Below are 24,343 nucleotides of genomic sequence, written 5' to 3' on the forward strand. Positions count from 1 at the left end.
GAGCGTTCCGGCGGCGCCTCTCAAGTCGAATCTACGAACGCCTCAATAAAAAACATGTGAAACGCCTACAACATTCCCGTGACGCCTCGCAAGCCATGCCGCTTTGGTGCAATTGGCAGGACGCAACTGAACAGGCCAAAAAGCAGACCAATGAGGCACCACCGGCATCTGGAGGAAGCGCAGCGGACATGGCCGCGACACCGTGTGGGGCCAGGACAAGCAGCGCGCCCTGCGGCGCCGGTCGGTTTGACCCTGACCCGCTTGGCGGGCGCCAGATACCGCACCTGTCCGTGCTTCACCTCGAAGGCCGCAGACCAGACACCCAGGCTGCGCACGGTCAGCGCGCGATAGCGGCCGGGGCCGGCCACGTCAGCAGGTTCTCGCCCACGGTCAGCTTGCCGGTGTCGGCCGGATCGTCGAATGGCTTGTACGGGCCGAACCGGACCACCGGCGCTGGCGGCATCCCAGGCTTCTTGAAGTCCTCCGGCGTCCACCACAGTTGTGCAGACGCGCGGAGGCGTCGAACAGCATCTGCCCAGGCGTGCGCCCTCCGACGGAGGCGCCAGCCTCCCGCTACAACGACTTCAATGGGCAGCCGGCGTGCTGCGCAACTTGTTCACCAGGGTCACCACGCCCAGCACCAGCGCGCCGGCGGCCATGCCCACCACCGCATTGAACAGTCCACCGGCGATGGTGCCGACCATGCCCTGCGGCAGGACGCCTTCGATGAAGTGGTGCAGTGGCCCGATGTTGTGGACCAGGATCCCGCCACCGACCAGGAACATCGCGATGGTGCCGGCGATGGACAGGAACCTCATCAGCAGCGGCGCGGCCTGCAGCAACCCGCGGCCGATCAGGGCCAGACTGGCACCCTTCCTGGTCAGTACCAGGCCCAGATCATCCAGCTTCACGATCGCCCCGACCAGCCCGTAGACGCCGACGGTCATCGCCAGCGCGATGGCCACCATGACCATTACTTTCTGGGTGAGAGGGGTATCCGGGCCGAACACGCCCAGCGACAGCACGATGATCTCGGCCGACAGGATGAAGTCGGTGCGAATGGCGCCCTTGATCTTGTCCTTCTCGAAGGCGACCACGTCCACGCGCTCGTCCGACAGCGCCCGCACCTGCGCCGCATGGCGCGCGGCGTCCTCTTCACTGGAATGCAGGAACTTGTGCGCCAGCTTCTCCACCCCCTCGAAGCACAGGTAGGCCCCGCCGATCATCATCAGGTAAGGGATGGCGACCGGCAGCCACACACTGATCACCAGCGCGGCCGGCACCAGGATCGCCTTGTTGACCAGCGAGCCCTTGGCCACGCCCCACACCACCGGCAGCTCGCGGTCGGCCTTGACGCCGGTGACCTGCTGGGCATTGAGGGCCAGGTCATCGCCCAGCACACCGGCGGTCTTCGTGGCGGCAACCTTGGTCATCGCCGCCACGTCGTCGAGCAGGCTGGCAATATCGTCAAGCAGGGTGAACAGGCTGGCTCCGGCCATGCGGTGATAGGTCCTGATGAATGGAAGGCCCCATTGTGCACGGCCGATGTCGCCACGAGATGGCGACACCGCGCCCGTATGCGCCATCAGCGGCGTATCAGCCCGGTCTGTGCATGACAGACCTGACAGCAACGCCGCGGCACGCCGCTGCACGCCGCTGCGCCGCACCACATCTTCATCCGGCGTGCCGGACCATCGGCGCAGCTGACCTCGCGGGCGCCAGGCCCCGGCCCTGCAATACTGGAAAAGCCAGGCACAGGCCTGGCTTTTTCACGTGGCTGCGCAATACGTTGAAGCTTCAGCGACGCACGCACCGCTTCTCCACCACCCGGTCGCCGTTGTCGACCTGGTGGTTGCCCTGGATCGCCCGACCTGCAGCGCCGCCCGCCACCGCACCGCCCACTGTGGCCAGCTTCTTGCCTGTGCCGCCACCGATCTGGTTGCCCAGCAGGCCGCCGACCACCGCGCCCGTCGCGGTGCCGGCGATGCGATTGGGATCCTTGCTGTTCCTCTGGACCTCGACGTTCTCGCAGACCACGCGGGTCCCGTCGTCGAAACGGCGGCCCTCATCCTCCGGCCCGTAACCATGCTGGGCAGAAGCGGCAGACGCGATCGTCAGCAGGCCGGCGCACAGCACCCATTTGCTTGCCTTGATGTTCATGGCGCACCTCGCTTGTAAGAGGTCGTCATGAGGCCACGCGTCGCCCGAACTCCCGGTGAAGAGGCATCACCCTTTGCCTGCCGCGCCGCCGCCGTTCAGACTCCGCAGATCCGTTTGACCTGAATGATCGCCCGGCTGTAAGGTCGAAACAGCGAGGCGAATCCCCGGGAGGGACGACATGAACGCGAAAAGTGGCGGAACGATCTCCAAAGAGTTGATGTGGCCAAATCACATAAACAAGATTCCCAAGGAAATCTTCGGGGATCCGGCAATTTTCGAAATGGAGCTCGAGCGGATCTTCTACGGTCCGGAGTGGCATCTGGTAGGGCATGTGGCGGAGTTGCCGAACAAGGGCGATTTCAAGACATTCGACCTGGGTCGGCGTCCGATTCTGATCGCGCGAGGCGAGGACGACCGGGTACGAATTTTTTACAACGCGTGCACGCATCGTGGCACCCAGGTCGAAACTTCGACCTGCGGCAATCGGAAGAGTTTCGAGTGCCCCTACCATCAATGGAGTTTCAACACCGAGGGCGCGCTCGTTGGCTGTCCGGGAGAAAAGGAATTCACTCCAGGCTTCGACAAGGCGAACTACGGCCTGCGGGAGTTGCGCATGGAGCAATTTCTTGGATTGATCTTTGTGACTTCTTCCAGCGAAGCGCCGCCATTGGAAGAGTGGCTGGGGGAGATCGCAGCGCCGCTGACGGACATCCTGGGCGGGGAAGGGAAACTCAGGCTGCTGGGCTACCACAAGGTGATTTACGCCTCGAACTGGAAGGCGTACAACGACAACGATGGCTATCACGCGCCTTTGCTGCACAGCGCCTTCCGCATGCTGAACTGGCAGGGAGGAAAGGGCCGCCAGATTGCGACGCAGAGCGGACATAACGCGATCGAGGCAGAACTTTCGCTGCCGAAGGGCAACCGCTTCTTGAATGATCCTTCGCTGATCGAGTTCAAGGGCGCCGACCCCAGGCAGGGCTCACGGGTGGTGCAGCTTTTCCCCTTGACCGTGGCCACCAAGCACCTGGACACGATCAACCTGCGGTTTGCGATCCCGCGTAGCGTGGACGCGACAGAGGTGCATTACGCCTACTTCGGCCTGGAGTCGGATTCGGAGGAGATGCTTCGCCATCGCGTGCGGCAGAGTTCGAATCTGCTGGGCCCGTGCGGCATGATCTCGATGGAGGATGCTTCCATCTTCCAGCGCGTTCATCTGGGGACCTTTACGCCGGGCAACGTGGAGTTCCAGAAGGGTGTCAAGCGCACTGACGAGTTCTGGTCCGATTTCAAGCAGAATGACGAGGCCAGTTTTCTGCTGAAATGGGAGCACTACCGAAAGGTCATGGACTTCGAAAGGAGGCCGCAAGCATGAGCGCTGCATTGGAGCGTTTTGAGGTGCTGGAGCAGATTGATTCGTTGCAGCAGGCCTACGTGCAGGCGCTGGACTCGGCGAACATGGAGGACTGGCTCAATTGCTTCTCGCAGCAACAGGCCTCGTATGTCTGCATCTCCGACGAAAACGAGAAGCGAGGCCTGCCGATCGCGTTGATGCTGGACGACTGCCGCGAGCGGATCAAGGACCGGGTCTCGTTCGTGACCAAGATCTGGGCGGGGACCTTCGAGCCGTACCACACGACCCATTTCGTGCAGCGCCTGGGCGTGGAGAAGATCGCCGCGGACACGTATCGTCAGGTTGGCAACTTCTCCATCATGATTTCCCCGGAGATGGGTTCGAGCTCTGTGCTGGCGACCGGGCGTTACCACGACCTTGTGGCCCTGGAGGATGGCAAGGCGGTGTTTCGGGAAAAACGCGCCATCTACGACACCCGGATTCTGCCGCGGTACGTCGTCTACCCCTTCTGATACCGGGCCTGCGCCTTTGCGCTGAACCCCGGTGGCCGCGCGTTTGCCTGCTCGATCGGCAGGCACCCAACGGGTGCGGGTTGCTTGGGTCGGGCCACAACCAGGGCAAAACAGCCGGGCCCACAGCGGGCCCGGCATTGCAGGCATGACCGCCGTCAGCCGAGGGCCATCAATCCTGCGGCATCTTCAGATCGTACTGGGCCGGCGGCGTCCCACCTGCCAGGTGGCGCACGAAATAGTCCCAGCGACGACGCAGGCACGGCCGAGGAGTCGACAAGGTGACCTCGCCGGACGCTTACGGTCTGCCCGAGGCAAAGACGGCACCGATGACCGCCCCCATGCTGGTGCCGGCCACCAGGTCGACCGTGATGTTGGCCTCTTTCAGGGCGCGCAGCACGCCGATGTGCGCCAGACCGCGCGCCGAGCCGCTGCCCAGCGCCAGGCCGATCCGGGGTCGCCTGGGCGGCGTCAGATCCGCCGCCGGGGCCTGCTTGGTTGGTGGCGCGTTCATTGGCTTTTGTCCTGGTCTGGCCCCTGCCCCGCAGGCCGGTGGCGCCCACCGGCGCGCCGGCGCAGACGCCGGATACCGTCGCGCAGTGACCGCCGCAGCGTCGTGGCCCGCGCGGGTCGCGCGCCCTGGCGGACCGGGAATTCACGCCCCACGGCGGCCTCGAAGACCTGAAAGCGCTTGAGATAGGCCTCGATCTCCTGGCGCCGCAGGCGCCAGGCGTCGATCCGGCCGTACTCGTTCACGAGTTCGGTGAACAGCACCCGCATGCGCCGCGCCCCCCGGTCTTGCAGCACCTCGTCGGCCCGCTCAGTGGCGATGCGCGCCAGCGCCAGGCTGCGCTCCAGCAGGCGCCGGATGTCCTGTGCGCCGTCAAGCTCACCAAGGCGCCCGATCTCCCGCAGAGGCCGTCTGGCCTGGGCCGCCAGCAAGCGCTGCAGGTCGGTCGCCAGGGCGCTGGCCAGGCTGCGCTGCACGCGGCTGAAATGCGCCGCATCGTCGGCCAGGGCGCCAGCCCCGTGGCCACGCAGGTCCTCAAAATAAAGCTGGTGGTCGCCGAAATAGCCGGTCAGCTGTTTGGTCGCGGCCGCTTCGAGAGGCTCCCGCGGCGCCTCGCGCAGCGCCCGCGCCACTGAGCGCAGCGGTTGCCCGAGCGACAGCGGAAAACGCGAAAAGCGATAGACCGCGTGGGCGCCCGGCACCTGCCGGTAGGCCACCAGTTCCATGCGCAGGGAAGCGTCTTCCTCGCAAACCTGCCGGGCTTCTTCAAAAATATCGAGCGGCATGGCCGGCAGCCACTGCCGCGCCAGCGGTGGCGAGCGGTCATAGCCGCCCGCGCGCAGGATGCGCACCACCACATCGGCGCAATTGAACTCGCTGCGGTCCCACAGCAGGCGGCCTTGCCGAAACGCCGCCTCGATCCGGTGCGCCTCGGCCACCATGGCCGCCTTGCGCCCTGCCGCCACGCCCGCCACCCGCAAGCCAAGCGTTTCGCGGCCATAGGCCATGCCGTAGGTGTTGGTATGCACCTGCGACGGCGACGGCGGCTGCACGCCGTACAGGTAGTCGGCCAGCGTCACATGCTGCAACAGGTTGGGGTCCTGTCCCGGCACGGCCACATGGTTGGCGCTGTAGACGGTGTCGTCCACGCGAATGGCAATGTGCCCGAACGGGTTTTCCAGCACCACGCGCTGCGGTGTTTTGGCGGTCGAGTAGGACAGCAGCAGTTCGATGTCGCAGGGCACCTCGGCCTGGAGCCGCGCCAGCGCCGCGTCGATGTCGGCGACGGCGCTGCCGTGCTCGGCGCCGAAGTCCACCGGCAGACCCGGCGCAGGCAGGGCCGGGTCGAGCGCGAAGCGGGCGATGCGCCCGAGGCCGGCACGGTCGTGAAAGGCGAGCTGGGCGCGGCGCATTGCCGCCTGCCGCTGCGGGCTGGCCAGCACCGCGGCCGCCAGCTCGCCCGCCTGCGCCAGGGTGTCAGCCAGATCGGCCACCCCCAGCCGCACGAACAAGGCGGCATTTTCCCGTTCATGGCCGCTCACCACATCGAGCAAGAGGGTCGGAATGCCGATGGCAAAGGCCTCGGCCGGCGTCATCCCTCCGGCCTTGGTGATCAGCAGGTCCGCCGCGCCCATCCAGGCCAGCAGGTCGGCGTGCGGCACCAGGCCGCAGACCTTCAGCGCCACCGCCTCGGGCAGGCGCTTTTGCAGTGCTGTCAGCTGCGCCTGCTGCCGGGCGTTGGCGCCGCAGACGGCAATGATCTGCAGCGGGCCGGCGTGGTGGCGCGCGAGGCTCTCCACCACGAGCGCGTAGTCGCCGATGCCCTCCTTGCCGGAGGTGATGAGCACGGTGGGCGCATCCGCGGCCAGACCCAGCGCCATGAGCGCCGTCTCCCGGGTTGCGCCGTCGGCGGCCGGGGCGCGCACCGGCATGCCGCTGGTGGTGACCTTGTCGGGCGGAACACCCGCCGCCAGCCAGCGCGATTCCAGCTCGGGGTGGGCGAGAAAAGTGCGGTCGATGCGTTTCGAGATGCGCGGAAAATAGCCCTCGAAGAAGTCCGTGTGCAGCCAGCCGATGTTCACCTGCACCAGCAGCCCGCGCTCGCGCAGGGTCCCGAGCACCTGCGCCGATCCGTAATGCGTGGCGAGCACCGTGTCGGGGGCCTGTGCCTCCAGGAAGCTGCGCACCTTGTCTTCCGGGTAGTCGTTGGACAGCCATGCCAGCGAAGGCACCCGCTTGCCGCGCGCCTGCAGGGCATGGAACAGCGCGTCGAAGCTTTCCGGGAGATTGCCGGCGATGAACCAGTAGAGCCGCTCGTCCACCCAGCGCCAGAGCGGGTGCATGAACTCGCGGATGTCCTGCAGCACCACGCGCGCGCCCGGCGCCAGCCGGCCGATCTCCTGCTCGATGGCCTGCGCGGCGCTGATGTGGCCATGGCCGATGGACGAATAAAAAATGACGATCTTTCGGCTCTGGGCGGCCCCGGCATCGCCCGCCGCCGGCGGGTGCGCAGCCAGTTGCCGCACCCGGTTGCGTCGCCGCACCAGCGCCCGCCATGCCAGGGCCGCCAGCAGGGTGAATGCGAACACCAGCGCCAGCGCGATGAGCGGGTCCATGCCCCAGGTCTGCGGTCCGCTCATTCCTTGCCCCCGCTGCGCCAGATCGACAGCAGCAGCCAGAGACTGCCGATGACGGCACCGACGAAGCCGAGCAGGCCAAAGAAGGGCAGCCCCGGCAAGGTGGGGCCGCCGGGCACGGTCATGACGATGGACGAGCCGACGATGAGGGCGGCGACGACGATGCCGATCACCCGCCGGTCGGCGGCACTGTCGAGCTGGTTGCCGACGCGCTTCAGGTGCGTGACATCGATGTGGATTTCCAGCCGCCCACGCCGCGCGGCACGCAGCAGCCGGAAGTCGGGGTCGAGCTCGCAGCCCATGGCGTTGCGCACGATTGCCGTCACCGCGCCCAGCGACCATGGTGACTGTCTTACGGCAACCAAGGCCGCAATTTCCTGGCCGCAAACTGGCTCGTCAACGCAGCAAGACCCGTCGTGCCAGCGAAGCGATTGGGCGCTCTGCCCAGCGCTGCAGCCGTGCGTTTAATTGCAAAGGTTTGAGCGCCATGCGCACAACCATATCCATGGGGTACTGCTTAAACATCAGTTCGCACACCTGCTTGTGGATGACCGCGTACGCAGGTGCTTCACCGCCCCTCCCCCGAAAGCGCCAGGCCACGGCATGTCGCAGCGCGATGTCGGCGTCGCTCTTGCGCAGTTCAGCCATGCGACGCCAAAGTGTGGCGATTACATGCCACCTGCGTAGATTTTCCTGCTGCCGATACCGGAGAAAGTATTTGTAGAAATGCTTGTAATGCAGCACCTCGTCGGTGCGGATGCGCCAGGTGATATCCCGCAGCACAGGCTCATCGAACATGGCATTGATCGCCTGATAATAGGTGGTCGTGCCCATTTCGACGATGCAGCGCGCCACCAACTCCTGACCCCGCGTGGGTTCCAGTTCGTCGCAGGTGCATAGCTTGACATATTCCGCGAAAAAGTCGCCATAAGCGCTGTCCCAGTCGAACTCAGGCCAGACATGCTGCACATAGGTCTTCAGCGCGCGGCCGTGCTGCAGTTCCTCGACTTTCCAGTGCTCGTTCAGCCATTCTCCGACCTCCGTATCGCCCGTGAAATAGTCCGCCAGGTTATGAGCGTAGGTTTCTGCGCCACTTTCGACGAACGAGGCGCTGCACACCAGAAGAAAGATGTCGTCGCGCATGCGCATGCGCGCGGTGTCGATGGAGGAGAAATCGATATCTTCCAGATGCCAGCGCAAATCTGTTGCACGTTGATCGCTGTGCATTGCCATTTTCCCCTCATGGAAGAGATTCGTAGCCTTTTGATCATGAATCAGGCGGTTTTGTTGCAAATATAGCCACAGTTGCCGCGCAATCAGGCGCATCATTGCCACCATCCGTGTACGCACGAACAGCAAGGCCTGGAAAGCGCCTTCAGGGCACATGGCATCCGCACGACCCGCCGCCAATGCGACCGCGGGCCATGCTTGCCTCAGGTGATGCTCAACAAGTTCTGGCGATGGGCTGTGCTCCGCATCGGCGATAGGGTGCAAGGCACAAACCGCGCCACAGCCCAAGCCATGGCACGGATGCAACGCCGCAGACCCGCCGTTGCGGGATGCAGCACACGCTGGGGGCTTGTTCAGCGTGGCCTAAAACGACTTGCTGATGGCGTCTTTGGCCTTCCGGGCCATTTCCGTTATTGCATCCAGAGCCTTGTTGGCAGCATCCCTGGCGACTTCTGCTGCACGCTGGGCCGCTTCCTTACCGGATTCGGCCGCGTTTTTGACCGATTCCTCGGCCTTCTGCGCCGCATCGCTGGCGGCATCCGCTGCTTGATCGGCCGCGTCCGAGATTTTTTGCAGCGCGTCCCGGGTGGCTTGCGCGGTTTTGTCGACCAGCGTTGTTTCAGCCTCGGCCAGCCGGCTCCGGGCCGTCTTCAGGTTATCCTGAAGACGGGTGCGCAAGCCGGCGATCTTCTCGCTGGTTTGGTCGGCAGTGGCCTGCAAAAGCGCATCGGCATCGGCAACAATCTGCTTCATGTCGGCGATCAGTTTTTCTTTGTTCATAGAACCGTTGGATTCAGACATGGAAAACCTCCATCAGTGATTAAGAAAAAAATATCGGTGTAACAATTCTCAGGTCGGTAAGCACGCTCACGGCGGCCTAACCCGTTCGAAGCAGCCGCCTTCCAAGGGTTACTTCGTCACGGCATCTTTGACGTCTTTGACCGTTTCCTTGGTTACCTCAAGCGCTTTGTCGGCTGCCTCTTGGGTGGCTTGCGTGGCTTTCTGTGCGGCGTCTCTGGCGGCTTCGGCCGCTTTCTGCGCAGCCTCTTTGCCAGATCTGGCCGCCTTTTCCGCCGCTTCCCCGGCCTTCTGAGCGGCTTCCTTGGTCGCTGCGGCGGCCTTTTTGGCGGCTTCCTCGGCCTTCTGTGCAGCCTGCTTGGTCGCTGGGGTCGCTTTCCGGGTGGCTTGCGCAGTCTTGCGGACTGCCAATTTGGCAGCTTGATCAGCATCTTGCGCGGCCTGATGGGCTGCTTCGGCGGTTTCCTGCGAGGCTTCACTGACGGCTTGTTCAGCCTTCTCTGCAGCCCGCTTGGCGGCCTCTGCGGCCTTGTGCGTCGCTTCCCTGGCTTCCTCGGCCGCTTTCTTCGCGCCTTCCTCCGCTTTCTGAAGCATGGGCGCCTTGGCCGTCTCGCCCGTCTTTGCCGCGGGTTCTTGCGCAGCCCGTGCACTTGTGCCCACGACCAGCGCCGACAGGATCAACCATGTTTTCCATTTCATCATTGCTTCTCCTTGCAGTCATGGAGCAGAGACGTCTGCTCCGCACGTTTGCCCTGGGCCGGGGGTTTGTTGTGATTTTCCCTCGCTGTTTGTGCCAAGACCGTTACGCATCAAGCCCACGACATGCCGCGCGATGGCCTCGGGGTCTTCATGCTGTCGCTGGTAGCCCGGCAGGAAACGTCGCACCGACCGGGTTTCAAAGGGATAGATCACCAGACCGATCAGTGAAATGACGAAAGACTGGGGGTCATGGCCCGGAGCGACCTCACCGGCGAGATGACGCAGTGCGCTGAATAGGTCTCGAAAGACTTGATCGGCCAGGCTTTGCAGGCGCTGCTCATCGCTGTCCAGCAGTACCCACTGGATCAGGCGTCTAAAGTTCTCTTCCTTGGCGAGCAGGCGCGCGAACTGGAAAACGAAGGATTCGAGCCGGTCCCAAGGATTTCCTGCGCCGTCAAAAAGGGCCTTCAAGGGCTCCATTTTTTCTTCAAAGGCACAGCCGACCGCATCCAGATAGAGCTGATCCTTGTCGGAGAAGTAGTAGTAAAGCGCCGCTTGGGTGAGGCCGGCGACGGCAGCGACATCGCGCATCGAAACGCCGTCATAGCCGTATTGGGCAAATAGAGGCGCCGATAGCTCGAGAATCTCTTCCCGCGTTTTCCTTTTGGGGATGCCTTTAATCATCTGACTGCCCATGGACAGGCTCCAACAATGAACTTAACGAACGTTCAGTAACTATACGCCGTTGTGCTATTGATTGGCAAGCTGCCGACGGAAAGCCTTGTTTCGGTGTCCGCGCCGCCAGATTTTGGAATGTCCGGTGGGGAACTGGCAGACTCAACTTCCAAGTGCAGTTCACCCGGATTCTGCCGCGGTACGTCGTCTACCCCTTCTGATACCGGGCCTGCGCCTTTGCGCTGAACCCCGGTGGCCGCGCGCTTGCCTGCTCGATCGGCAGGCACCCAACGGGTGCGGGTTGCTTGGGTCGGGCCACAAGCAGGGCAAACAGCCGGGCCCACAGCGGGCCCGGCATTGCAGGCATGACCGCCGTCAGCCGAGGGCCATCAATCCTGCGGCATCTTCAGATCGTACTGGGCCGGCGGCGTCCCACCTGCCAGGTGGCGCACGAAATAGTCCCAGCGACGGCGCGCCACGTAGGCAGTCAGCGAGCCATAGCCGTGGCGCGCATTGGGGATCATCAGCATGTCGAAGTCCTTGTTGGCCTTGATCAGCGCCTCGGCCACCAGCAGCGACAGGTACGGCGGCACGTTATCGTCCAGGGTGCCGTGGACCAGCATCAGGTGGCCCTTGAGGTTGCCGGCCAGGGACTGGTTGGCCTGGCTGTCGTAGTTGCTCTTGCCGTCCTTTTCGATCAGTTCGCCCTGGTAGCGCTCGGCCCAGTCATCCTCGTAGCCGCGGTTGTCGTGGTTGCCGCTTTCCGACCAGGCCACCTTGAAGAACTCCGGATAGCGCAGGATGGCCGCGGTGGAGGCATTGCCGCCGCCGGAGTGGCCCCAGATGCCGGCGCGTGAGAGGTCGATCCACGGATGGCGCGCGGCCAGTTCCTTCATACCCGCCACCTGGTCGGGCAGCGTGTTGTCGGCCATGTCGCCATACCAGGCATCGTGGAAGGACTTGGAGCGCCACGGCGTACCCATGCCGTCAATGGCCACCACGATGAAGCCCAGTTCGGCCAGCGACTGATTGTCGACATGGGTGGCCAAAAAGCTGCGGCCGCGCACCGAGCCGGTCTGCGGGCCGGGGTAGATGTAGTTGACGATCGGGTACTTTTTGGACGGATCGAAGTTGGAGGGCTTGAACATCACCCCGTACAGCTCGGTCCTGCCGTCGCGCGCCTTGACCGTGAACGGCACCGGCGGCACCCAGCCGGCAGCCTTGAGGCGGGTGATGTCGGCGCGGGCGACTTCGGAGACCCCGGTCCCGTCGGCCGCGCTGCGCAGCAGCGTCACCGGCGGCACGGTGGTGGTCGAATAGGCATCGACGAACAGCTTGCCGTCCGGGGACAGCGACACGGTGTGGTCACTGGGTTCAGGCGTGAGCAGGATCGGCGCGCCACCGTCCAGGCTGGCTTTCCAGAACTGCTGGTAGTACGGGTTGATGCCGGGGGTATGGCCGACGCCGCGGAACCACACGGTGCGCGAAACCGGATCGACCTTGAGCAACTCGGTGACGTTGCCTTCGCCGGTGGTGATGGCGTGCTTGAGCTGGCCGGTGGTCAGGTCGTACAGGTAGAGCTGGCCCCAGTCGGAGCGTTCGGAAAACCAGACCGCCTCGTTGGTCTGCGGCAGGTAGGCCCAGCTGGCCGTGCCGTTGCCGCTTTCGTACTGGGTCTTGACGTGCTCGGAGAACACCGTGCGCACCTGGCCGGTGGCCGCATCGGCGATCCGGAACCAGGCATCCTTGTGGAAGCGCGAGGTGGAGACGAAGGCCAGCGTCTTGCTGTCCGGTGCCCACTTCACATCGTCCCAGCCGCCATCCGGGCCGCAACTGATGTCATCGCACAGCGTGGAACGATGCTGGTCCGGGGCCATCTTCAGCCGGATGACCTTTCTGGTGGGCACCTCGATCACCACCCGCTCGATCATGGTCACCTCCTTGTCGCCGGGCAACGGATATTTCCATGACTCCAGCTTCGGGTGGCCCACCTGGGTGTTGACCAGATACATCTGCCCGGTCTTGCGCTGGTCCTGCTGGAAGGTGGCGATCCTGTTCGAATCCGGCGACCACTCCACGATCGCCTTATCGGTGTGCTTCCAGCCGGCGTTGTCGGTGGCGTAGCCGTAATCCTGGACCCCGTCGGTGGTCAGCTGGGTCTCGGCGCCGGTGGCCAGCTCGCGCACCCACAGGTTCCAGTCGCGAACGAACGCCTCGGACCGCTTGTCCGGGGACAGCGCGCCGGGCTCCGGATTGGCCTTGGCGTAGACCTTGGCGCAGCGGGCATTGGCATCGCAGACCACCTGGGTGTCACGCACGGTGAAGCGGTAACGGCGATCGGCGGTCAGCGCGATCTTGCCCAGGCCCAGCTTCTCGGCCTTGATCGGCTTGTCGCCTGTGGCCAGCAGGGTGTTCAGCGCAGCCGCCAGCGCCTGCGCGTCGAACAACGGCGCGGTCCTGCCGGTGGCCACGTCGGTCTGCAGCAGGCGGTCGCCGCTGGCGTCGTGGTCGGTGTAGACAAAGTGGCTTGCATCCAGCCAGGTCACCCGGGTCACGGCGTGGTCGACCAGCGGCTGGGCGAACAGCAGCCTGTCGGCCCGGGCATAGTCGGCCTGGCTCACGGTCGGCGTCTGCGCGTAGACGCCGAGCGACAGCGCGGCCAGCAACAGGGCGCACAACAGGCGCGGCGTGCGGGTATTCAGGAGCATGGAGATTCCCCAGGCGAAGATGGGACACGCCGGCGTGGACCAGCGCGTTTGCGAACGGCCGATCGTACCGCCGCCGCGTCCCGGCTTCCCCTGCCAGAGGTCCCGCTCGGGGTTGCGCAACGCCTGGGCGCACGGGTCTGGCTCCAGACGACAGCCGGCAGCGTCGCCACTGGTGATCAGCATGGCGTCCTGCGTCGTCGGGTGACGCCGGCGCGTTTGCTTACTGCTGCATGCCTGCCCTGGAACCGCTGGATCCCGCCACGGTCACCGAGCTCTACCGCTTCGCAATGCTGCTGGCGCCGGGCCGCTGTTCTCAAGCATGGCGCTGTCAGAGCGCGTGCCCAGCCGGCCACCGTTGGATCGGTGGCCACCTTTCATTCTCGAAACCCACTGGTACGGGGCTGAAAGCCCGACGGCCGCTCAGGATCAGGGCGCCAATTTGCCACCCGCATTCGCCAGGGAACCGCCATCCACTGGCAGCGAATAACCTGTGATGTAAGAAGAATAATCTGAAGCGAGAAAGAGAAAGCCCTCGGCCACATCCTCAGGCTTGCCCAAGCCCATGGGCATTCCAGGGCCAAGCATGCCCTCGATCATGGCCATATCCTTGACCCCATGTTCCTCCAGGGTATTGAGCGAGCCCTGGGTGACAGTAAATCCTGGCGCCACCGCGTTGACGCGAATGCCCTGGGGGGAGTGAAGGGTTGCGGTTGACCGAACCAGCAGCTCCACCGCAGCCTTCGCCGAACCATAGGCAGGCATCATTGCCGGATGCGTCATTGATCCATAATCTCCAAAATGCGAGGACGAGGTGGCAATCAGGCTTCCAGCTCCTTGCTTCTGCATGTAGGGAATGACCGCCTGAAACGCAAACAGCGTGCCGGTCGCCATCACGGCATACTGCCGCTCCCAATCGGACTGGGTCATCTCCATGACCGTCATTCCGGTACTCACGAAGGGCGTGACCACCAGGACATCGATACCTCCAAGTTTTCCTGCGACTTCATCAACGGCTCCGCTCACGGACGCCTTCTTGGTCACATCAACGCCAACAAAGCAACTGCCCCCACCCAACGCCGAAATCTGGGCTGCCGTTGCCTCGGCGCCACTGGTGTCGATGTCAGCAACGGCGACCTTGGCTCCCTCGCGGGCAAAGAGCTTGGCGGTTTCCCGGCCGATTCCCGAAGCGGCGCCAATGACCAATGCGCGTTTTCCATCCAATAAACCCATGGTGTCCCCCTCATTAAGTCCACAAAAGGCCGCCATCGACCAGAACAGTGGCGCCGGTTATCGTACGGGCGTGATCAGAGGCCAGGAACGCGACCACCTTGCCTACTTCATCGGGGCTCCCACCACGTCGCAGGGCCACCCGTCCGACCGCGCGATCGAACGCGGCCGAGGGATCATCGGTACCCACCACCGTGGCCCGCCTTGCCGCAATGTCACGCATATGGGGCGTATCGATCAGCCCCACACACGCCAAGTTTGCGCGAAACCCCCGCTTGGCCCCACTCAGTGCCAGTGCCTTGGTGAGCGGCCCCAAGATCGCCTTGGACGCACCGGTCAAGCCCACCTCGGGGCTGGTTGCCATCGCCCACAGACACCCCAGGCTACAGAGACTCCCTTTTCCTGCGATTCGCCGCGCACTCTCCTGGGCGATCACCACCGCCGCAGTCGAATTAACAGCGGTCAACTCATCCCACACCGCCTTGTCAGCGTCCTCAGGCTTACCCACCCACCAGTAAGTGACCGCATTGATCACATCGTCAATGCCGCCAAGGTACTCGGCCGCCTGATCAAAAATTCCGGCCACTTCTGCGGGTTTGTAGTGGTACGCAGTGTTCCCACCAGGACCGGCAACGAACACACGGGCACCCTCCTTCGTCAGACGTCCTACCACCGCCTGTCCCAGGCCGTCGTCCCCTATGAATGCGAGGACGCGATGACCATCCAGTAAACCGGGCATTCTTCTCTCTCCATTGTTATTAAGGTTCGCCGGCATCCTTAGAAAATATACCCAATCTGAAACCACAGCGGATCGGACTCGCTTCTGTTCCGCGCGCTCACCTCGTTGTTGTATTTAAGAACGGCAGAAACCTTCTCGCTGAAGTCATAGCGAACCGAGGCCCCCAGACCGGTAGCGCGGGTTTGACCACCTCCTTCGATCCTCACACCGGGAAGCTTGTCGTCGCTCAGCTGCTTTATGTAGTATGGCGAAAATCCGAAATGCAGCTTCGGATTGGAGGTGGGAGTATACTCCACGCTCGGGTGAATGAAGAATACATCGCCACTCTTATATAACGTCTCGTCATTTCGCTCCAGAGGGAATTCAATGCCGGTCGTGGCCGAGGTTGACCAATTCCTGTTTATGAACCACGTATAGCTGTAAAGCGGCGTTATGGCGTTGTAGTTCTGATGAACATTAGCCAGCCGGCGAGAATCATAGCCGCCACTCTTGATGAAAATATCGACAAAGAACGAGGAGAAGAACGTATTTGATGGATTCACGTAGTTGACGTGGATCGGCTCCAGATCTATCGCACCGATACCTGTATCGGTGTCCGACATGCCCATGATCGAGGTCTTCGACCTGACGATCGGCACATTGAAGGCCGAGGAAATTGTCCATCCCCCATTGCTATAATTCCAAGTATGGATAGTTCGAAATGCCCCGACGAACGTCGTGTTCTCGAAGTCCGGAATTCCGCTGTCGCCCTTATCATTGATGTACTTGGTTGACTTGTCATAGAAATAATAATTGAGCAACACGGTACCGCCTGGCCTGGGCAATATGCCATCCAGAATGCCGTTGACACCAATCGGGTAGTTCGTCAATCCCAGCTCGGTGGCGCATGCCGCGTGCGAAAAGCTGGCGGCCAAGGCAAAGTAAATAGAACGAGCAAGTTTCCTGCTGCTTTTCATCGCTATCTCCCCGTATTGTATTTGATGTGGCTTTCATCGTTTCGCTATCTAATCAATTCTTCCAGAAAGTAAGAATTGGCACCCTCCCGAGTGGCTAACGAAGCTCGACCGCCGGTCCTCGCGCAACGAAACGTCAGCGGAGGAAGTCGATAACCATGTTGTTGACCAGCTCCGGCTGGTCGGTCTGGCACTGGTGTCCGGCACCAGCGATATATTCAAAAGGAATGTTGGGAAGAAGCTTTTCCAGTTCATGCCCCATCTGCACTGGAGCAAAGCTGTCATCAACGCCCCAGATGAACTTCGAAGGCACTTTGAGCTTTGGCAGTGAATCGATCAGACTGAAGCGATCCCACAACTTGGGATCATTTCGCATGCGCTCCTGGTAGGCGTGAAACGCCTGGAGGGACTCCCGAATGCCAGGCCGATTGGCAGCTTCGTGACGTGACCTCACCAAGTTATCGCTGACCTTGGACGGATCACTGATGATTGCAACCAAGAACCGGCGCATCGCCTCTTCAGTGAAGTCGTAGCTCACCAGGGCCTGAAACGCCGCGTTATTGCCACCGTCCGGCCGGGGTAACCCCATGGACATGGCGATCGTGGCACTTCCAATGAAAAAGCATTTACGCACCTTTTCAGGATGGTCTATCGCATATTTTGCGGCGACATAGGCTCCCTGGGAGTTACCAACCATATGCACATCGTCGAGACACAAGGCGTCGATAAAGTCCCGAACATGGTCGACCAGGCTCTGATGGCCCAGCACCGGCCACGCGTGCGGCCTGGCATCAGTCAAACCCATGGATATCTGATCTGGCGCAAAAACACGAAATCCGGCTTTCGCCAGCGCTGGCAGCATGAATCGCCATCCTGCTTCACCTGACGAACCAGGGCCGCCGCCATGACAGAGGATAACTACCGGCCCCTCGGTCCCGGCCCACGAATAATGCGTCCTTACTCCATTAGCCAAAACCCAACCATCATAATATCCTTCACCCAGTCTCATCGCCATCTCCTGTCATTTGAGCCATAAATAGTTAAAATTTCTCAGCGCTAAGCTGCACACGCCGGATTCCTCGCCGTCGGCAAGCGCACCTGCGTTTCCTGTTTTAGGGAGCCGGCCCCTCGTGCGCATCTGCACGTGCAGGCCCACTTCCACGCGCGGTGACGAGGAGAGCCAAGCGCCAATATAATTACCTGAGGACAATCTCCGCCGGCGTAACGTGCAATCGCCCCTGCATCATCAGCGCCGCGCATGGGCGGAACACTAATTCAAGGCTTCATGCAGAAACGATGTCCTGCTCGTTCCACCTGGCGACACACATTGCCATTATTGCCCGGTAGAAAGGCTCATAAGCCAGCACGTCGGCTTTCGCCCCTTGAACAGCGCCAAGCAGAATTATCCAAGTGCGCAATTCGAGATCGCCGTTGTCAAGTAAATCATCATTGGTGAATTCGGAGAGCTTCTTTCCCTCGCCTGCCGACAGATACTCAAGCATCTTGCGGTCGAATTCCTCACTGATGTGCCCATAGCCAAACGGCCCTTCATATGCGGCATAAGGGTACCCTGCAGAGAAATGCGACAGCCCACCAGATGCATATATCGCGACCCGCTTTCCCTGCATTCGTTCGCTGATGATATTGGATAGCGCCTGACCAAACGCATAGCAGCGCGCCGGGCTCGGCGCAGGCCAGTGAATGCCATTGACGAACAGCGGGATGATCGGAATGTCGGCATCCGGCACCAGCACGCGATTAAGCGGCTCAGCATGCGCGTGAGAGCGCAACTGATCGTTGGCAAAGCGCTCGGAAAAGGATACGTCGAAGTCTTTCTCCAGAAGTCCTTCCAACAGTATTTGAGCAGCCGCCTGATCACATTTGTAGAGCTTCTCTTCTTTCCTTCCCCGGTCGAAGACCTTTACCTCTTTGCCCGTATAGATGGCGAACTGCGGGATGTTTTCAACCGTGTAGTTTTCGTTCTGATCATCGCCAATGACAAGGAGCACATCGGGACGCGAATCCACCAGCGCCCGTCGCATCGCGCTCAACCCATCCCTAATTCGCCCATACCTGACCTCATTGCTGACTGGGTCTTCGTTGTCCATCCTTGGGTTTACCGGGGGCTTTTCACCATACAGCTGGGCGTAATACTCTCGATTTTTTTCCCGAAACTCATCCCATTTATCCGGCTCCACCAGCGTGAACGCATGCGATGATGCCAGTGCCGTAACTATTTTGCCCATGTGACCTCCCGTACTGTTACATGACTGGGCGGGAAAGAAGGTGCACTGCACCTTCTTCCTCGTTAGAGAAATATCCCCAATGTGCGCGGGAGCACCGAGCTGAGCAAAATGACGTTGCGCTCAGCCAACAGCCATTGATCATCTACCCGACGCATCCTGTCTTCACGCCTGGCGCGCCACACGGTCTCCATATCACCATGGCGTATCTGCGTGGTTTGTATATGGGAATATGCCAGCAACTCATTCTCGGCAGGCGCCGGCTCGACAAGCACATTGGTAACGATGCGTTGGGTCACCGATACGGGCGTCTCGCTGTGCTGGATGCCCGACTCGAACTGGGTGAGCCTCATCTCGATAAACATGCGGTCATGGTCAACGTAAACCGCAGAAGGCGTGTCATCCCTGTACTGCTCGACTCGCCCGTACACCCTTTCTATGACCGGGATACGGTAACGGATGTCCTCGGTGAGAAGAGCAAACCAATCGCGGACCCTATAAGTGTCGAGCAAGCGGGCTTCTCGATACAAGAACTGTTCGATCTGCCATTGTGTCTCAATCGTTGACGCGTCAATCATACATTTACTCTCCTGGGCGCTGGTTTCAGCGGCTTTCGGTCATGAGCTGCCGGTAGTATCCGTAATAGGCTCGCGCCATCTCTTCTGTGAACAAGGGCTCAAGGGAGCCGGGCACGCCTTGCAGATCAATTCCCGCTTGCTTGAATTTTTCCAAGAACCGTTGCTTGTCCATGCCTGGCATGGAATAGTCAAAAGGACGATCTTCAGCCGTACTTGAACCGAAGTTCCTGGCCATCCGGTCAAAATTTTCTGTGTCGTCGATCGTGATCATTCCGGCCGGCGCCTGATCGGATGCCAGCAGGCCGGCTGCGAATCGCTTCACTACATCAGGTGCATTCTTTTCCACTGCGGTCCATTGCCAACCCTCCAGCATTTTGGGGCCGCGCGGGTGCCACTGGATAATTCCGTTCGCCCGCATTGCGCTGGGCGACATGATGAAGCTCAGATTTGGGAAAATGGTCCAGTTCGCGCTGCCCAGCACCATGGACTTGTCCTCCTTGGCGAAGCTCTGCAGCCGCTTGGTCCGATCATCCAGCCAATCCACTGCTTCCTGACCGAGGCGCTCAGCCATCCTCCGATCAAAGATTGGCTGCACCTGCGCCGATGAATCGGGCCTGGTATCGCCAAGGAATTCGAAGAATCCACAAGCATGCGGAACACCGGTTGGAGAAGTGGTCAGCACATTCAGTGCTGAATCGAACAAATTGCCTCCAAACCACCCTATCCCCTGGGTTTTCATCATCTCCTGCACGGCCTGAAAGAATGATGTATGGGTAATCGGCACGTGTGTTCCATCGTGCATGAAATTATCCGCCATCATCTTCCAGTTTGTCGGCATCAAGTATTTTCCGCGGCCCGGCAATACCTCGATGCCGCCGAGAAAGTCCTTGATGAGCAAACGATCGAGATACCAGCGTATATCTCCGAGATAGTCATCCAGGGATGAGATTTCGTCGTCCCAGCTCGCAAAAATCAGTCCGCCGTAACTGCTGACACGCGGAACCTCCTTGAGCCCGAGCTTTTCGGGGTGCAGGGTGTCTGCATATGCCTCGCTGTCCGCGACGCCCCTCAGACGCCCTTCCGTGTCAAAGCTCCAGCCGTGGAAAGAACAGGTAAATCCGTTCTGCGTCCCTCGGTCGAACAGGCACAACTTGTTTCCTCGATGTGGACACCGGTTCAGGAAGACCCGCAGCCGGCTGTTGCGGTCTCGAATGACGATGACTTCATCCTCACCCATGTAGTTGAGAATGTAGCTGCCTGGCTTCGGAATCGAGGATTCGTGACCCACATAGAGCCACGTCTTTCTAAAAATCTTGTTCAGTTCCTGTCGGTACAGATCTTCATCGAGAAAGATGTTTGGGTCGATATATCCTTCCCGGTCCTTGACCGCTTCATTGACGTTAAACATTTTATTCTCCTGGGTCTTTGAAATTACGCCAGCCGCTGTTATTTCTCGCCTTTTCCAGCAAGTTTTTCCATGCCAGCCGTCCACAGTGCCGCCCACGCATCAAACGGCAGGTGAGACACGCCGGATCGCTCATACTTGGGGAGCGCCGCTTCCAATTTGCTGTACATCTCTTCCATTTCGGGCGGCAGGGAAAAGTCATCCCAGACCTTGGTATCTCCAAAGCCATGGTCATAGTTCCATTCAGGCACATAGATAAGTCGCCCGGTCACGCCATGTCCGTCCTGCCCAGACAGGAACAGGGTCGCCGGCACGACGTGCTCTGCCACAGAAGGACGCATGAAATAGACCATGCCCTGGTCACGCCAGGTCTTTTCGGTGGCGTCGAACCATGATGCGCGTGTATGGAACGGCATCATTCCGTTGACGGCCACACCTGTTTCGCGGACCTCTTCAGCGAGATAGAACGTCATTGCCATCGTGGCTGCTTTGGATGCCTGATAAGGCATTTCCACAGTCCAGGGCCGCATCGAAAAGAGCGAGCCGCCCTGATGCATCGGCAATATTCCGCTGCTCACCATGTTGATGATGCTGCCACTACCCTTTTGGAGCATCGGCCGGATGAACCGTCGAATCGTCTTCAGCACGCCGAAGGTATTGACACTGAACATCTTTTCCCAGTCACTGTCCTTGGTGTCCAGCGTCTTGACCTGTCCTCTGGGGAAGAAAAGTGTTTCTGATACAAGCGCGGCGTTGTTTATCAGCACATCCACCGTGCCAAACTTTTCCATGACCGATTCATAGGCAGCATCCAGCGACGCGTCGTCCGCGATGTCCATCTGTACGGACATCGCTTCCTCAGTGCCTTCCAGATGTTTCTTGAAATCCTGGGAGCTATTCCAGTTTATGTCTGCCGCGACGACTTTCGCGCCGCTTTTCAAAAGATTTTCGACGAGTGTCTTTCCGATACCCCGCGCACCGCCAGTCACAACCACCACTTTGTTCTCGACCTGACTCTTCCATTGGTCGATTGCGTTCCCGACCAAGATTTTTTGCCGCTCCTGTATATCTTTTCTTTGCATATCGCTGCTCCTGCTTGTTGCTGTTAACCACAATTTCGTGCACCGAGGCGTCTCTCGTTTGATCTGACGTGCGGCAAGATCAAGGTGGTGGCCGAGATTTCTCCACTGACGAATTGTGCGAGGGTGAAAGGGTGGCCTGGGCCTCATGCCATCCTGCAAGCTCCAGCCAGGTCCGGTTTGGGTAGTTCGGCTCAATCGACAAAAAAGCAATGCGTTGCAAGGCACAACCTGCTCGGACTGGTCCATAAACAGCGCGGCCCGCGAGGCTGCTCTTGTTCACCGAACACTCCGGCGTCGGGGGGCTCAGATTGGTATCTTCTGGAGGCTTTCGGTGCCTTTGTTGGTGGTGGCGCCGGGGGGTCGAGCGCGCGTTGTTCAGAGGTTCCTTAGATGCCTAAGTTTGGTTGCGAATATAGAGCTCCTCAGCCGAGGGTCAAGTTGCATCGCAGCAAAACTTCACCTCCTCCAAAACAGGCCGGGTGAAGGCTCAGGCGGATGTCTCGCGGGCCGAATCCGGGTCGGCGGTGGCGAGAGCTCAGCCTGGTCAGGGGCTGCCAGCTGGGAAAAAAATGATGGAGCGCTGCAATCGATGGCGTCCGCAGCTGGCAATCGGTCCTGACGTATCGGTGGCGTCGGCCCATCGCGACTTGAGGCCGGCAAGGCGGTTTTTAGTCGCTGGGCGTCTGCGCCTGTGCCTTTGGCCGGGGGTGTCGGTGGACCGGCCGTTTTAGCTCAGCCTTAGTGGCTTTGGATCAGCAGGTTTCCAGCCAAGCCTTTAGCTTGGCCAGCACAGTGAACGCGCATTGCGGGCGACAGGTGTTGCACTTGGGTCCTCATCAACCGCGCGCAGCCTTCCCGCTGCAGTGCAGCACGCCGGTGCGCACCGGCGCTTGGTGGCGCGGTCAGCCTTGAAGCACGCGCTCGGATGACGCCTCTAGCCTTCGGCCAGCAGAAGCAACCGCAACGCATCCATGATGCGCGCTGTCAGTCCCCATATCTGTTCGCCCCCATAGTCCAGCACCAGGCTCTGCTTGTCCTGTCCTTCATAGCAGCGGCGTTCCAATTTGTAATGTTGTGGCTGGAGAAAATGCGCCAGGGGCACCTCGAGCAGCCCGGCGACCTCTTCGGCCTGCAGCCGCCAGCGCCGCGGTCGATTCACCACCCCCAGGACGGGATGAATCAGGTCCCCCCGGCTGTTCTGACATGGCGGCAGTGCCCAGCACGACGACACATTCGCCGGTGGCAGACCGATCTCCTCGTAGGACTCACGCAATGCTGCGCGTATGACCGAGCCCTGGTCCGCCGGCTCGAGCCGGCCACCAGGCAGGCAGATCTCCCCGGCATGCCGACGCATACTGGCTGCCCGTCGGGTGAACAGCACCGGATGCCCCGGTTCACTCGCCAGCAGCGGGATCAGTACTGCCGCCACTCGCTCGGCGCCGGCGTCCAGGCGCGGCGCCTGTCCCGCCGGCCCCAGGCGAGTGAGCAATTCCAAAAGGTTTGATTCCATCGTTGAATGTCCTCCGCGTCTTGTTCTGCGCCATTGGGAGAATCCGGCAGAACGCACCTGTTCGGTGGGCAGGTCCTGCTCGAACAGCAGCATCCCGGCGCTTGCTTTTCCCGCGGTGGCGGTCAGCCCATTCGCACTGGTGCTGCGCGCAATGCAGCCGCGCCCTTGGCCAGTCATGCGTGGATGAAGCCGACCGCCCAAGTCAGTCATCACCCTCCCTGCGTTCAATGATCTGCCCCGCGGGCGTTTGCTTTTTTTGGAATGATCGATCTGGCGCCACGCGCGACGCGCTACAGGCCCAGAAAACGTCGGCAGTTGCCGGCCACCAAGGCCTCACGTTCAACCGCATCGAGCGCCAGCTCCTGCAGGCGCCGGCCGGGGTGGGTTTCGCGAATGACGAACGGGTAGTCGGTGCCAATCATCAGCTGGCTGGTGCCATAGACCTGCATCAGGTAAGTCAGCGCCGGCACGCTGTAGACCAGGGTGTCGTACCAGAACTGCCGTGCGACCTCCTGCGGCGAACGTGGAATCGCCTCGCGCAGGGGCGGGCTGGTTTCCCAACCGTGCTGCAACCGCGGCAGGATCATCGGGAAGGAACCACCGCCATGACTGAAGGCGATGCGCAGGCGTGGAAAGCGATCGAGCACGCCGTTGGCGATGAAAGCGGCGATCCCCAGGCCGTTCTCGTTGGGAAAGGCGACCATTGCCTCCATCAGCGGCGGCCCGTAGAGGCGCTCGCGGGTCGGGTGCAATGCATGCACGAACAGGCACATGCCCTCTTCCTGCAGGGCGGCGAAGACGGGGTCGAAACGCCGGTCCCCCATGGCGATGCCGTTGATGTTCGACCCCACCTCGATCCCAAGCAGGCCATATTCATGCTTGAGCGCGCGGACCTCGCGCGCGGCCCGCTCTGGATCCTGCAACGGCACCATGCCCAGGCCATGGAAGTGCTGCGGCGCCTGGGCGACCATCTCGGCGATACAGCCGTTGATGTAGCCGCCGAAGGCCAGGGCATCATCGAGATCAAACCAGTAGGACAGCAGCTCCGGCATCGGCGACAGAACCTGCCGATCCACACCTTCGGCGGCCATATCCTCCAGCCGCCGGCCGACGTCCCAGGACTGATCGGTCACCTCACGAAACGGCTTCCCGCCGATCATCACCGTGCGGTGGTGCCCCTGCCCGCAGCGCATGCATGGCCAACCGTGGTTCTTTTCCCGGCCCGGATAGGCAGGAAAATCTGCCGGCACCACATGGGTATGCATGTCGATCATGTCTTGCTTCCTGCGCTCTGGCTAGGAGTCTGTCGGGCTTTGGCGGTCGAGG

23 protein-coding genes are annotated in these 24,343 nt (G+C 61.3%); 2 read left to right on the plus strand and 21 right to left on the minus strand.

Annotated elements, in window-relative coordinates; genetic code table 11:
* Positions 1–337: 337 nt before the first annotated feature.
* The 3 genes from D9R12_RS16115 to D9R12_RS03530 all read right to left on the minus strand — a co-directional run bounded on the left by D9R12_RS16115 (position 338) and on the right by D9R12_RS03530 (position 2,160).
* Positions 338–463: a hypothetical protein gene (locus D9R12_RS16115; RefSeq protein ID WP_280518398.1), complete on the minus strand. Its 126-nt coding sequence runs from the start codon at positions 461–463 to the stop codon at positions 338–340.
* A gap of 121 nt (positions 464–584) precedes the next feature.
* Positions 585–1,499, minus strand: coding sequence for a DUF808 domain-containing protein (locus D9R12_RS03525; RefSeq protein WP_122228083.1), 915 nt, complete (start codon positions 1,497–1,499; stop codon positions 585–587).
* A gap of 298 nt (positions 1,500–1,797) precedes the next feature.
* Positions 1,798–2,160 (minus strand): glycine zipper 2TM domain-containing protein, encoded by a 363-nt coding sequence (locus D9R12_RS03530; RefSeq protein ID WP_014161711.1) that lies wholly within the window; start codon positions 2,158–2,160, stop codon positions 1,798–1,800.
* Between the two features lie 178 nt (positions 2,161–2,338).
* Between D9R12_RS03530 and D9R12_RS03535 the strand changes: the two genes are divergently transcribed.
* Together D9R12_RS03535 and D9R12_RS03540 are read left to right on the plus strand one after the other, a co-directional pair.
* Entirely contained in the window at positions 2,339–3,535 is a 1,197-nt protein-coding gene (locus tag D9R12_RS03535; RefSeq protein ID WP_244671758.1) for an aromatic ring-hydroxylating oxygenase subunit alpha, read from the plus strand.
* The gene (locus D9R12_RS03540; RefSeq protein ID WP_170159127.1) at positions 3,532–4,026 is read left to right on the plus strand and encodes an aromatic-ring-hydroxylating dioxygenase subunit beta; all 495 of its coding nucleotides are present in this window, start codon (positions 3,532–3,534) and stop codon (positions 4,024–4,026) included. The genes D9R12_RS03535 and D9R12_RS03540 overlap by 4 nt, the downstream gene beginning before the upstream one ends.
* A gap of 295 nt (positions 4,027–4,321) precedes the next feature.
* Here D9R12_RS03540 and D9R12_RS03545 read toward each other — a convergent pair whose 3' ends face one another.
* The 18 genes from D9R12_RS03545 to D9R12_RS03630 all read right to left on the minus strand — a co-directional run bounded on the left by D9R12_RS03545 (position 4,322) and on the right by D9R12_RS03630 (position 24,291).
* Positions 4,322–4,537 carry a patatin-like phospholipase family protein gene (locus D9R12_RS03545; protein WP_210538771.1) on the minus strand — a complete coding sequence of 72 codons (216 nt, stop codon included), beginning with the start codon at positions 4,535–4,537 and terminating at the stop codon, positions 4,322–4,324.
* On the minus strand, positions 4,534–7,149 hold the full coding sequence (locus D9R12_RS03550) for an MGDG synthase family glycosyltransferase (protein WP_210538772.1): 2,616 nt from the start codon (positions 7,147–7,149) through the stop codon (positions 4,534–4,536). The genes D9R12_RS03545 and D9R12_RS03550 overlap by 4 nt, the downstream gene beginning before the upstream one ends.
* A gap of 20 nt (positions 7,150–7,169) precedes the next feature.
* A complete protein-coding gene (locus D9R12_RS03555) occupies positions 7,170–7,535 on the minus strand; it encodes a hypothetical protein (RefSeq protein ID WP_210538773.1) in 366 nt (121 codons plus the stop codon).
* Between the two features lie 31 nt (positions 7,536–7,566).
* Positions 7,567–8,664 (minus strand): ferritin-like domain-containing protein, encoded by a 1,098-nt coding sequence (locus D9R12_RS03560; RefSeq protein ID WP_244671759.1) that lies wholly within the window; start codon positions 8,662–8,664, stop codon positions 7,567–7,569.
* 99 nt (positions 8,665–8,763) lie between these two features.
* Positions 8,764–9,201: an ElaB/YgaM/YqjD family protein gene (locus D9R12_RS03565; RefSeq protein WP_043290696.1), complete on the minus strand. Its 438-nt coding sequence runs from the start codon at positions 9,199–9,201 to the stop codon at positions 8,764–8,766.
* 108 nt (positions 9,202–9,309) lie between these two features.
* Positions 9,310–9,897, minus strand: a complete 588-nt coding sequence (locus D9R12_RS03570) for a hypothetical protein (RefSeq protein WP_122228785.1) — start codon at positions 9,895–9,897, stop codon at positions 9,310–9,312.
* Positions 9,898–9,915: 18 nt separating this feature from the next.
* Complete coding sequence (locus D9R12_RS03575) at positions 9,916–10,593, minus strand: TetR/AcrR family transcriptional regulator (protein ID WP_122228095.1); 678 nt, start codon at positions 10,591–10,593, stop codon at positions 9,916–9,918.
* Between the two features lie 368 nt (positions 10,594–10,961).
* Positions 10,962–13,280, minus strand: coding sequence for a S9 family peptidase (locus tag D9R12_RS03580; RefSeq protein WP_122228098.1), 2,319 nt, complete (start codon positions 13,278–13,280; stop codon positions 10,962–10,964).
* 426 nt (positions 13,281–13,706) lie between these two features.
* Positions 13,707–14,510 (minus strand): SDR family NAD(P)-dependent oxidoreductase, encoded by an 804-nt coding sequence (locus tag D9R12_RS03585; protein WP_170159128.1) that lies wholly within the window; start codon positions 14,508–14,510, stop codon positions 13,707–13,709.
* 13 nt (positions 14,511–14,523) lie between these two features.
* Entirely contained in the window at positions 14,524–15,246 is a 723-nt protein-coding gene (locus D9R12_RS03590; RefSeq protein WP_170159129.1) for an SDR family NAD(P)-dependent oxidoreductase, read from the minus strand.
* A gap of 38 nt (positions 15,247–15,284) precedes the next feature.
* The gene (locus D9R12_RS03595; protein WP_122228107.1) at positions 15,285–16,202 is read right to left on the minus strand and encodes a SphA family protein; all 918 of its coding nucleotides are present in this window, start codon (positions 16,200–16,202) and stop codon (positions 15,285–15,287) included.
* 133 nt (positions 16,203–16,335) lie between these two features.
* A complete protein-coding gene (locus tag D9R12_RS03600; protein ID WP_122228110.1) occupies positions 16,336–17,214 on the minus strand; it encodes an alpha/beta fold hydrolase in 879 nt (292 codons plus the stop codon).
* Positions 17,215–17,482: 268 nt separating this feature from the next.
* Positions 17,483–18,445: a DODA-type extradiol aromatic ring-opening family dioxygenase gene (locus D9R12_RS03605; RefSeq protein WP_122228113.1), complete on the minus strand. Its 963-nt coding sequence runs from the start codon at positions 18,443–18,445 to the stop codon at positions 17,483–17,485.
* A gap of 62 nt (positions 18,446–18,507) precedes the next feature.
* Positions 18,508–19,020, minus strand: coding sequence for an aromatic-ring-hydroxylating dioxygenase subunit beta (locus D9R12_RS03610; protein WP_122228116.1), 513 nt, complete (start codon positions 19,018–19,020; stop codon positions 18,508–18,510).
* Between the two features lie 25 nt (positions 19,021–19,045).
* On the minus strand, positions 19,046–20,428 hold the full coding sequence (locus D9R12_RS03615) for an aromatic ring-hydroxylating oxygenase subunit alpha (protein ID WP_122228119.1): 1,383 nt from the start codon (positions 20,426–20,428) through the stop codon (positions 19,046–19,048).
* Between the two features lie 38 nt (positions 20,429–20,466).
* Complete coding sequence (locus D9R12_RS03620; RefSeq protein ID WP_122228122.1) at positions 20,467–21,507, minus strand: SDR family oxidoreductase; 1,041 nt, start codon at positions 21,505–21,507, stop codon at positions 20,467–20,469.
* 934 nt (positions 21,508–22,441) lie between these two features.
* The gene (locus D9R12_RS03625) at positions 22,442–23,110 is read right to left on the minus strand and encodes an NUDIX hydrolase (protein WP_210538777.1); all 669 of its coding nucleotides are present in this window, start codon (positions 23,108–23,110) and stop codon (positions 22,442–22,444) included.
* A 197-nt stretch (positions 23,111–23,307) separates the two neighbouring features.
* Entirely contained in the window at positions 23,308–24,291 is a 984-nt protein-coding gene (locus D9R12_RS03630; protein ID WP_122228128.1) for an amidohydrolase family protein, read from the minus strand.
* Positions 24,292–24,343: the final 52 nt, after the last annotated feature.

Origin of the sequence: Pseudoxanthomonas spadix (assembly GCF_003703395.1) — a bacterium.
Classification (GTDB): Bacteria; Pseudomonadota; Gammaproteobacteria; order Xanthomonadales; family Xanthomonadaceae; genus Pseudoxanthomonas_A; species Pseudoxanthomonas_A spadix.

Coding starts and splice junctions, on each gene's coding strand:
- D9R12_RS16115 (WP_280518398.1), bottom strand. CDS start 463: ATGCCGCCAGCGCCGGTGGTCCGGTTCGGCCCGTACAAGCCATTCGAC.
- D9R12_RS03525 (WP_122228083.1), bottom strand. CDS start 1,499: ATGGCCGGAGCCAGCCTGTTCACCCTGCTTGACGATATTGCCAGCCTG.
- D9R12_RS03530 (WP_014161711.1), bottom strand. CDS start 2,160: ATGAACATCAAGGCAAGCAAATGGGTGCTGTGCGCCGGCCTGCTGACG.
- D9R12_RS03535 (WP_244671758.1), top strand. CDS start 2,339: ATGAACGCGAAAAGTGGCGGAACGATCTCCAAAGAGTTGATGTGGCCA.
- D9R12_RS03540 (WP_170159127.1), top strand. CDS start 3,532: ATGAGCGCTGCATTGGAGCGTTTTGAGGTGCTGGAGCAGATTGATTCG.
- D9R12_RS03545 (WP_210538771.1), bottom strand. CDS start 4,537: ATGAACGCGCCACCAACCAAGCAGGCCCCGGCGGCGGATCTGACGCCG.
- D9R12_RS03550 (WP_210538772.1), bottom strand. CDS start 7,149: ATGGACCCGCTCATCGCGCTGGCGCTGGTGTTCGCATTCACCCTGCTG.
- D9R12_RS03565 (WP_043290696.1), bottom strand. CDS start 9,201: ATGTCTGAATCCAACGGTTCTATGAACAAAGAAAAACTGATCGCCGAC.
- D9R12_RS03570 (WP_122228785.1), bottom strand. CDS start 9,897: ATGAAATGGAAAACATGGTTGATCCTGTCGGCGCTGGTCGTGGGCACA.
- D9R12_RS03575 (WP_122228095.1), bottom strand. CDS start 10,593: ATGGGCAGTCAGATGATTAAAGGCATCCCCAAAAGGAAAACGCGGGAA.
- D9R12_RS03580 (WP_122228098.1), bottom strand. CDS start 13,280: ATGCTCCTGAATACCCGCACGCCGCGCCTGTTGTGCGCCCTGTTGCTG.
- D9R12_RS03585 (WP_170159128.1), bottom strand. CDS start 14,510: ATGGGTTTATTGGATGGAAAACGCGCATTGGTCATTGGCGCCGCTTCG.
- D9R12_RS03590 (WP_170159129.1), bottom strand. CDS start 15,246: ATGCCCGGTTTACTGGATGGTCATCGCGTCCTCGCATTCATAGGGGAC.
- D9R12_RS03595 (WP_122228107.1), bottom strand. CDS start 16,202: ATGAAAAGCAGCAGGAAACTTGCTCGTTCTATTTACTTTGCCTTGGCC.
- D9R12_RS03600 (WP_122228110.1), bottom strand. CDS start 17,214: ATGGCGATGAGACTGGGTGAAGGATATTATGATGGTTGGGTTTTGGCT.
- D9R12_RS03605 (WP_122228113.1), bottom strand. CDS start 18,445: ATGGGCAAAATAGTTACGGCACTGGCATCATCGCATGCGTTCACGCTG.
- D9R12_RS03610 (WP_122228116.1), bottom strand. CDS start 19,020: ATGATTGACGCGTCAACGATTGAGACACAATGGCAGATCGAACAGTTC.
- D9R12_RS03615 (WP_122228119.1), bottom strand. CDS start 20,428: ATGTTTAACGTCAATGAAGCGGTCAAGGACCGGGAAGGATATATCGAC.
- D9R12_RS03620 (WP_122228122.1), bottom strand. CDS start 21,507: ATGCAAAGAAAAGATATACAGGAGCGGCAAAAAATCTTGGTCGGGAAC.
- D9R12_RS03625 (WP_210538777.1), bottom strand. CDS start 23,110: ATGCTGCTGTTCGAGCAGGACCTGCCCACCGAACAGGTGCGTTCTGCC.
- D9R12_RS03630 (WP_122228128.1), bottom strand. CDS start 24,291: ATGATCGACATGCATACCCATGTGGTGCCGGCAGATTTTCCTGCCTAT.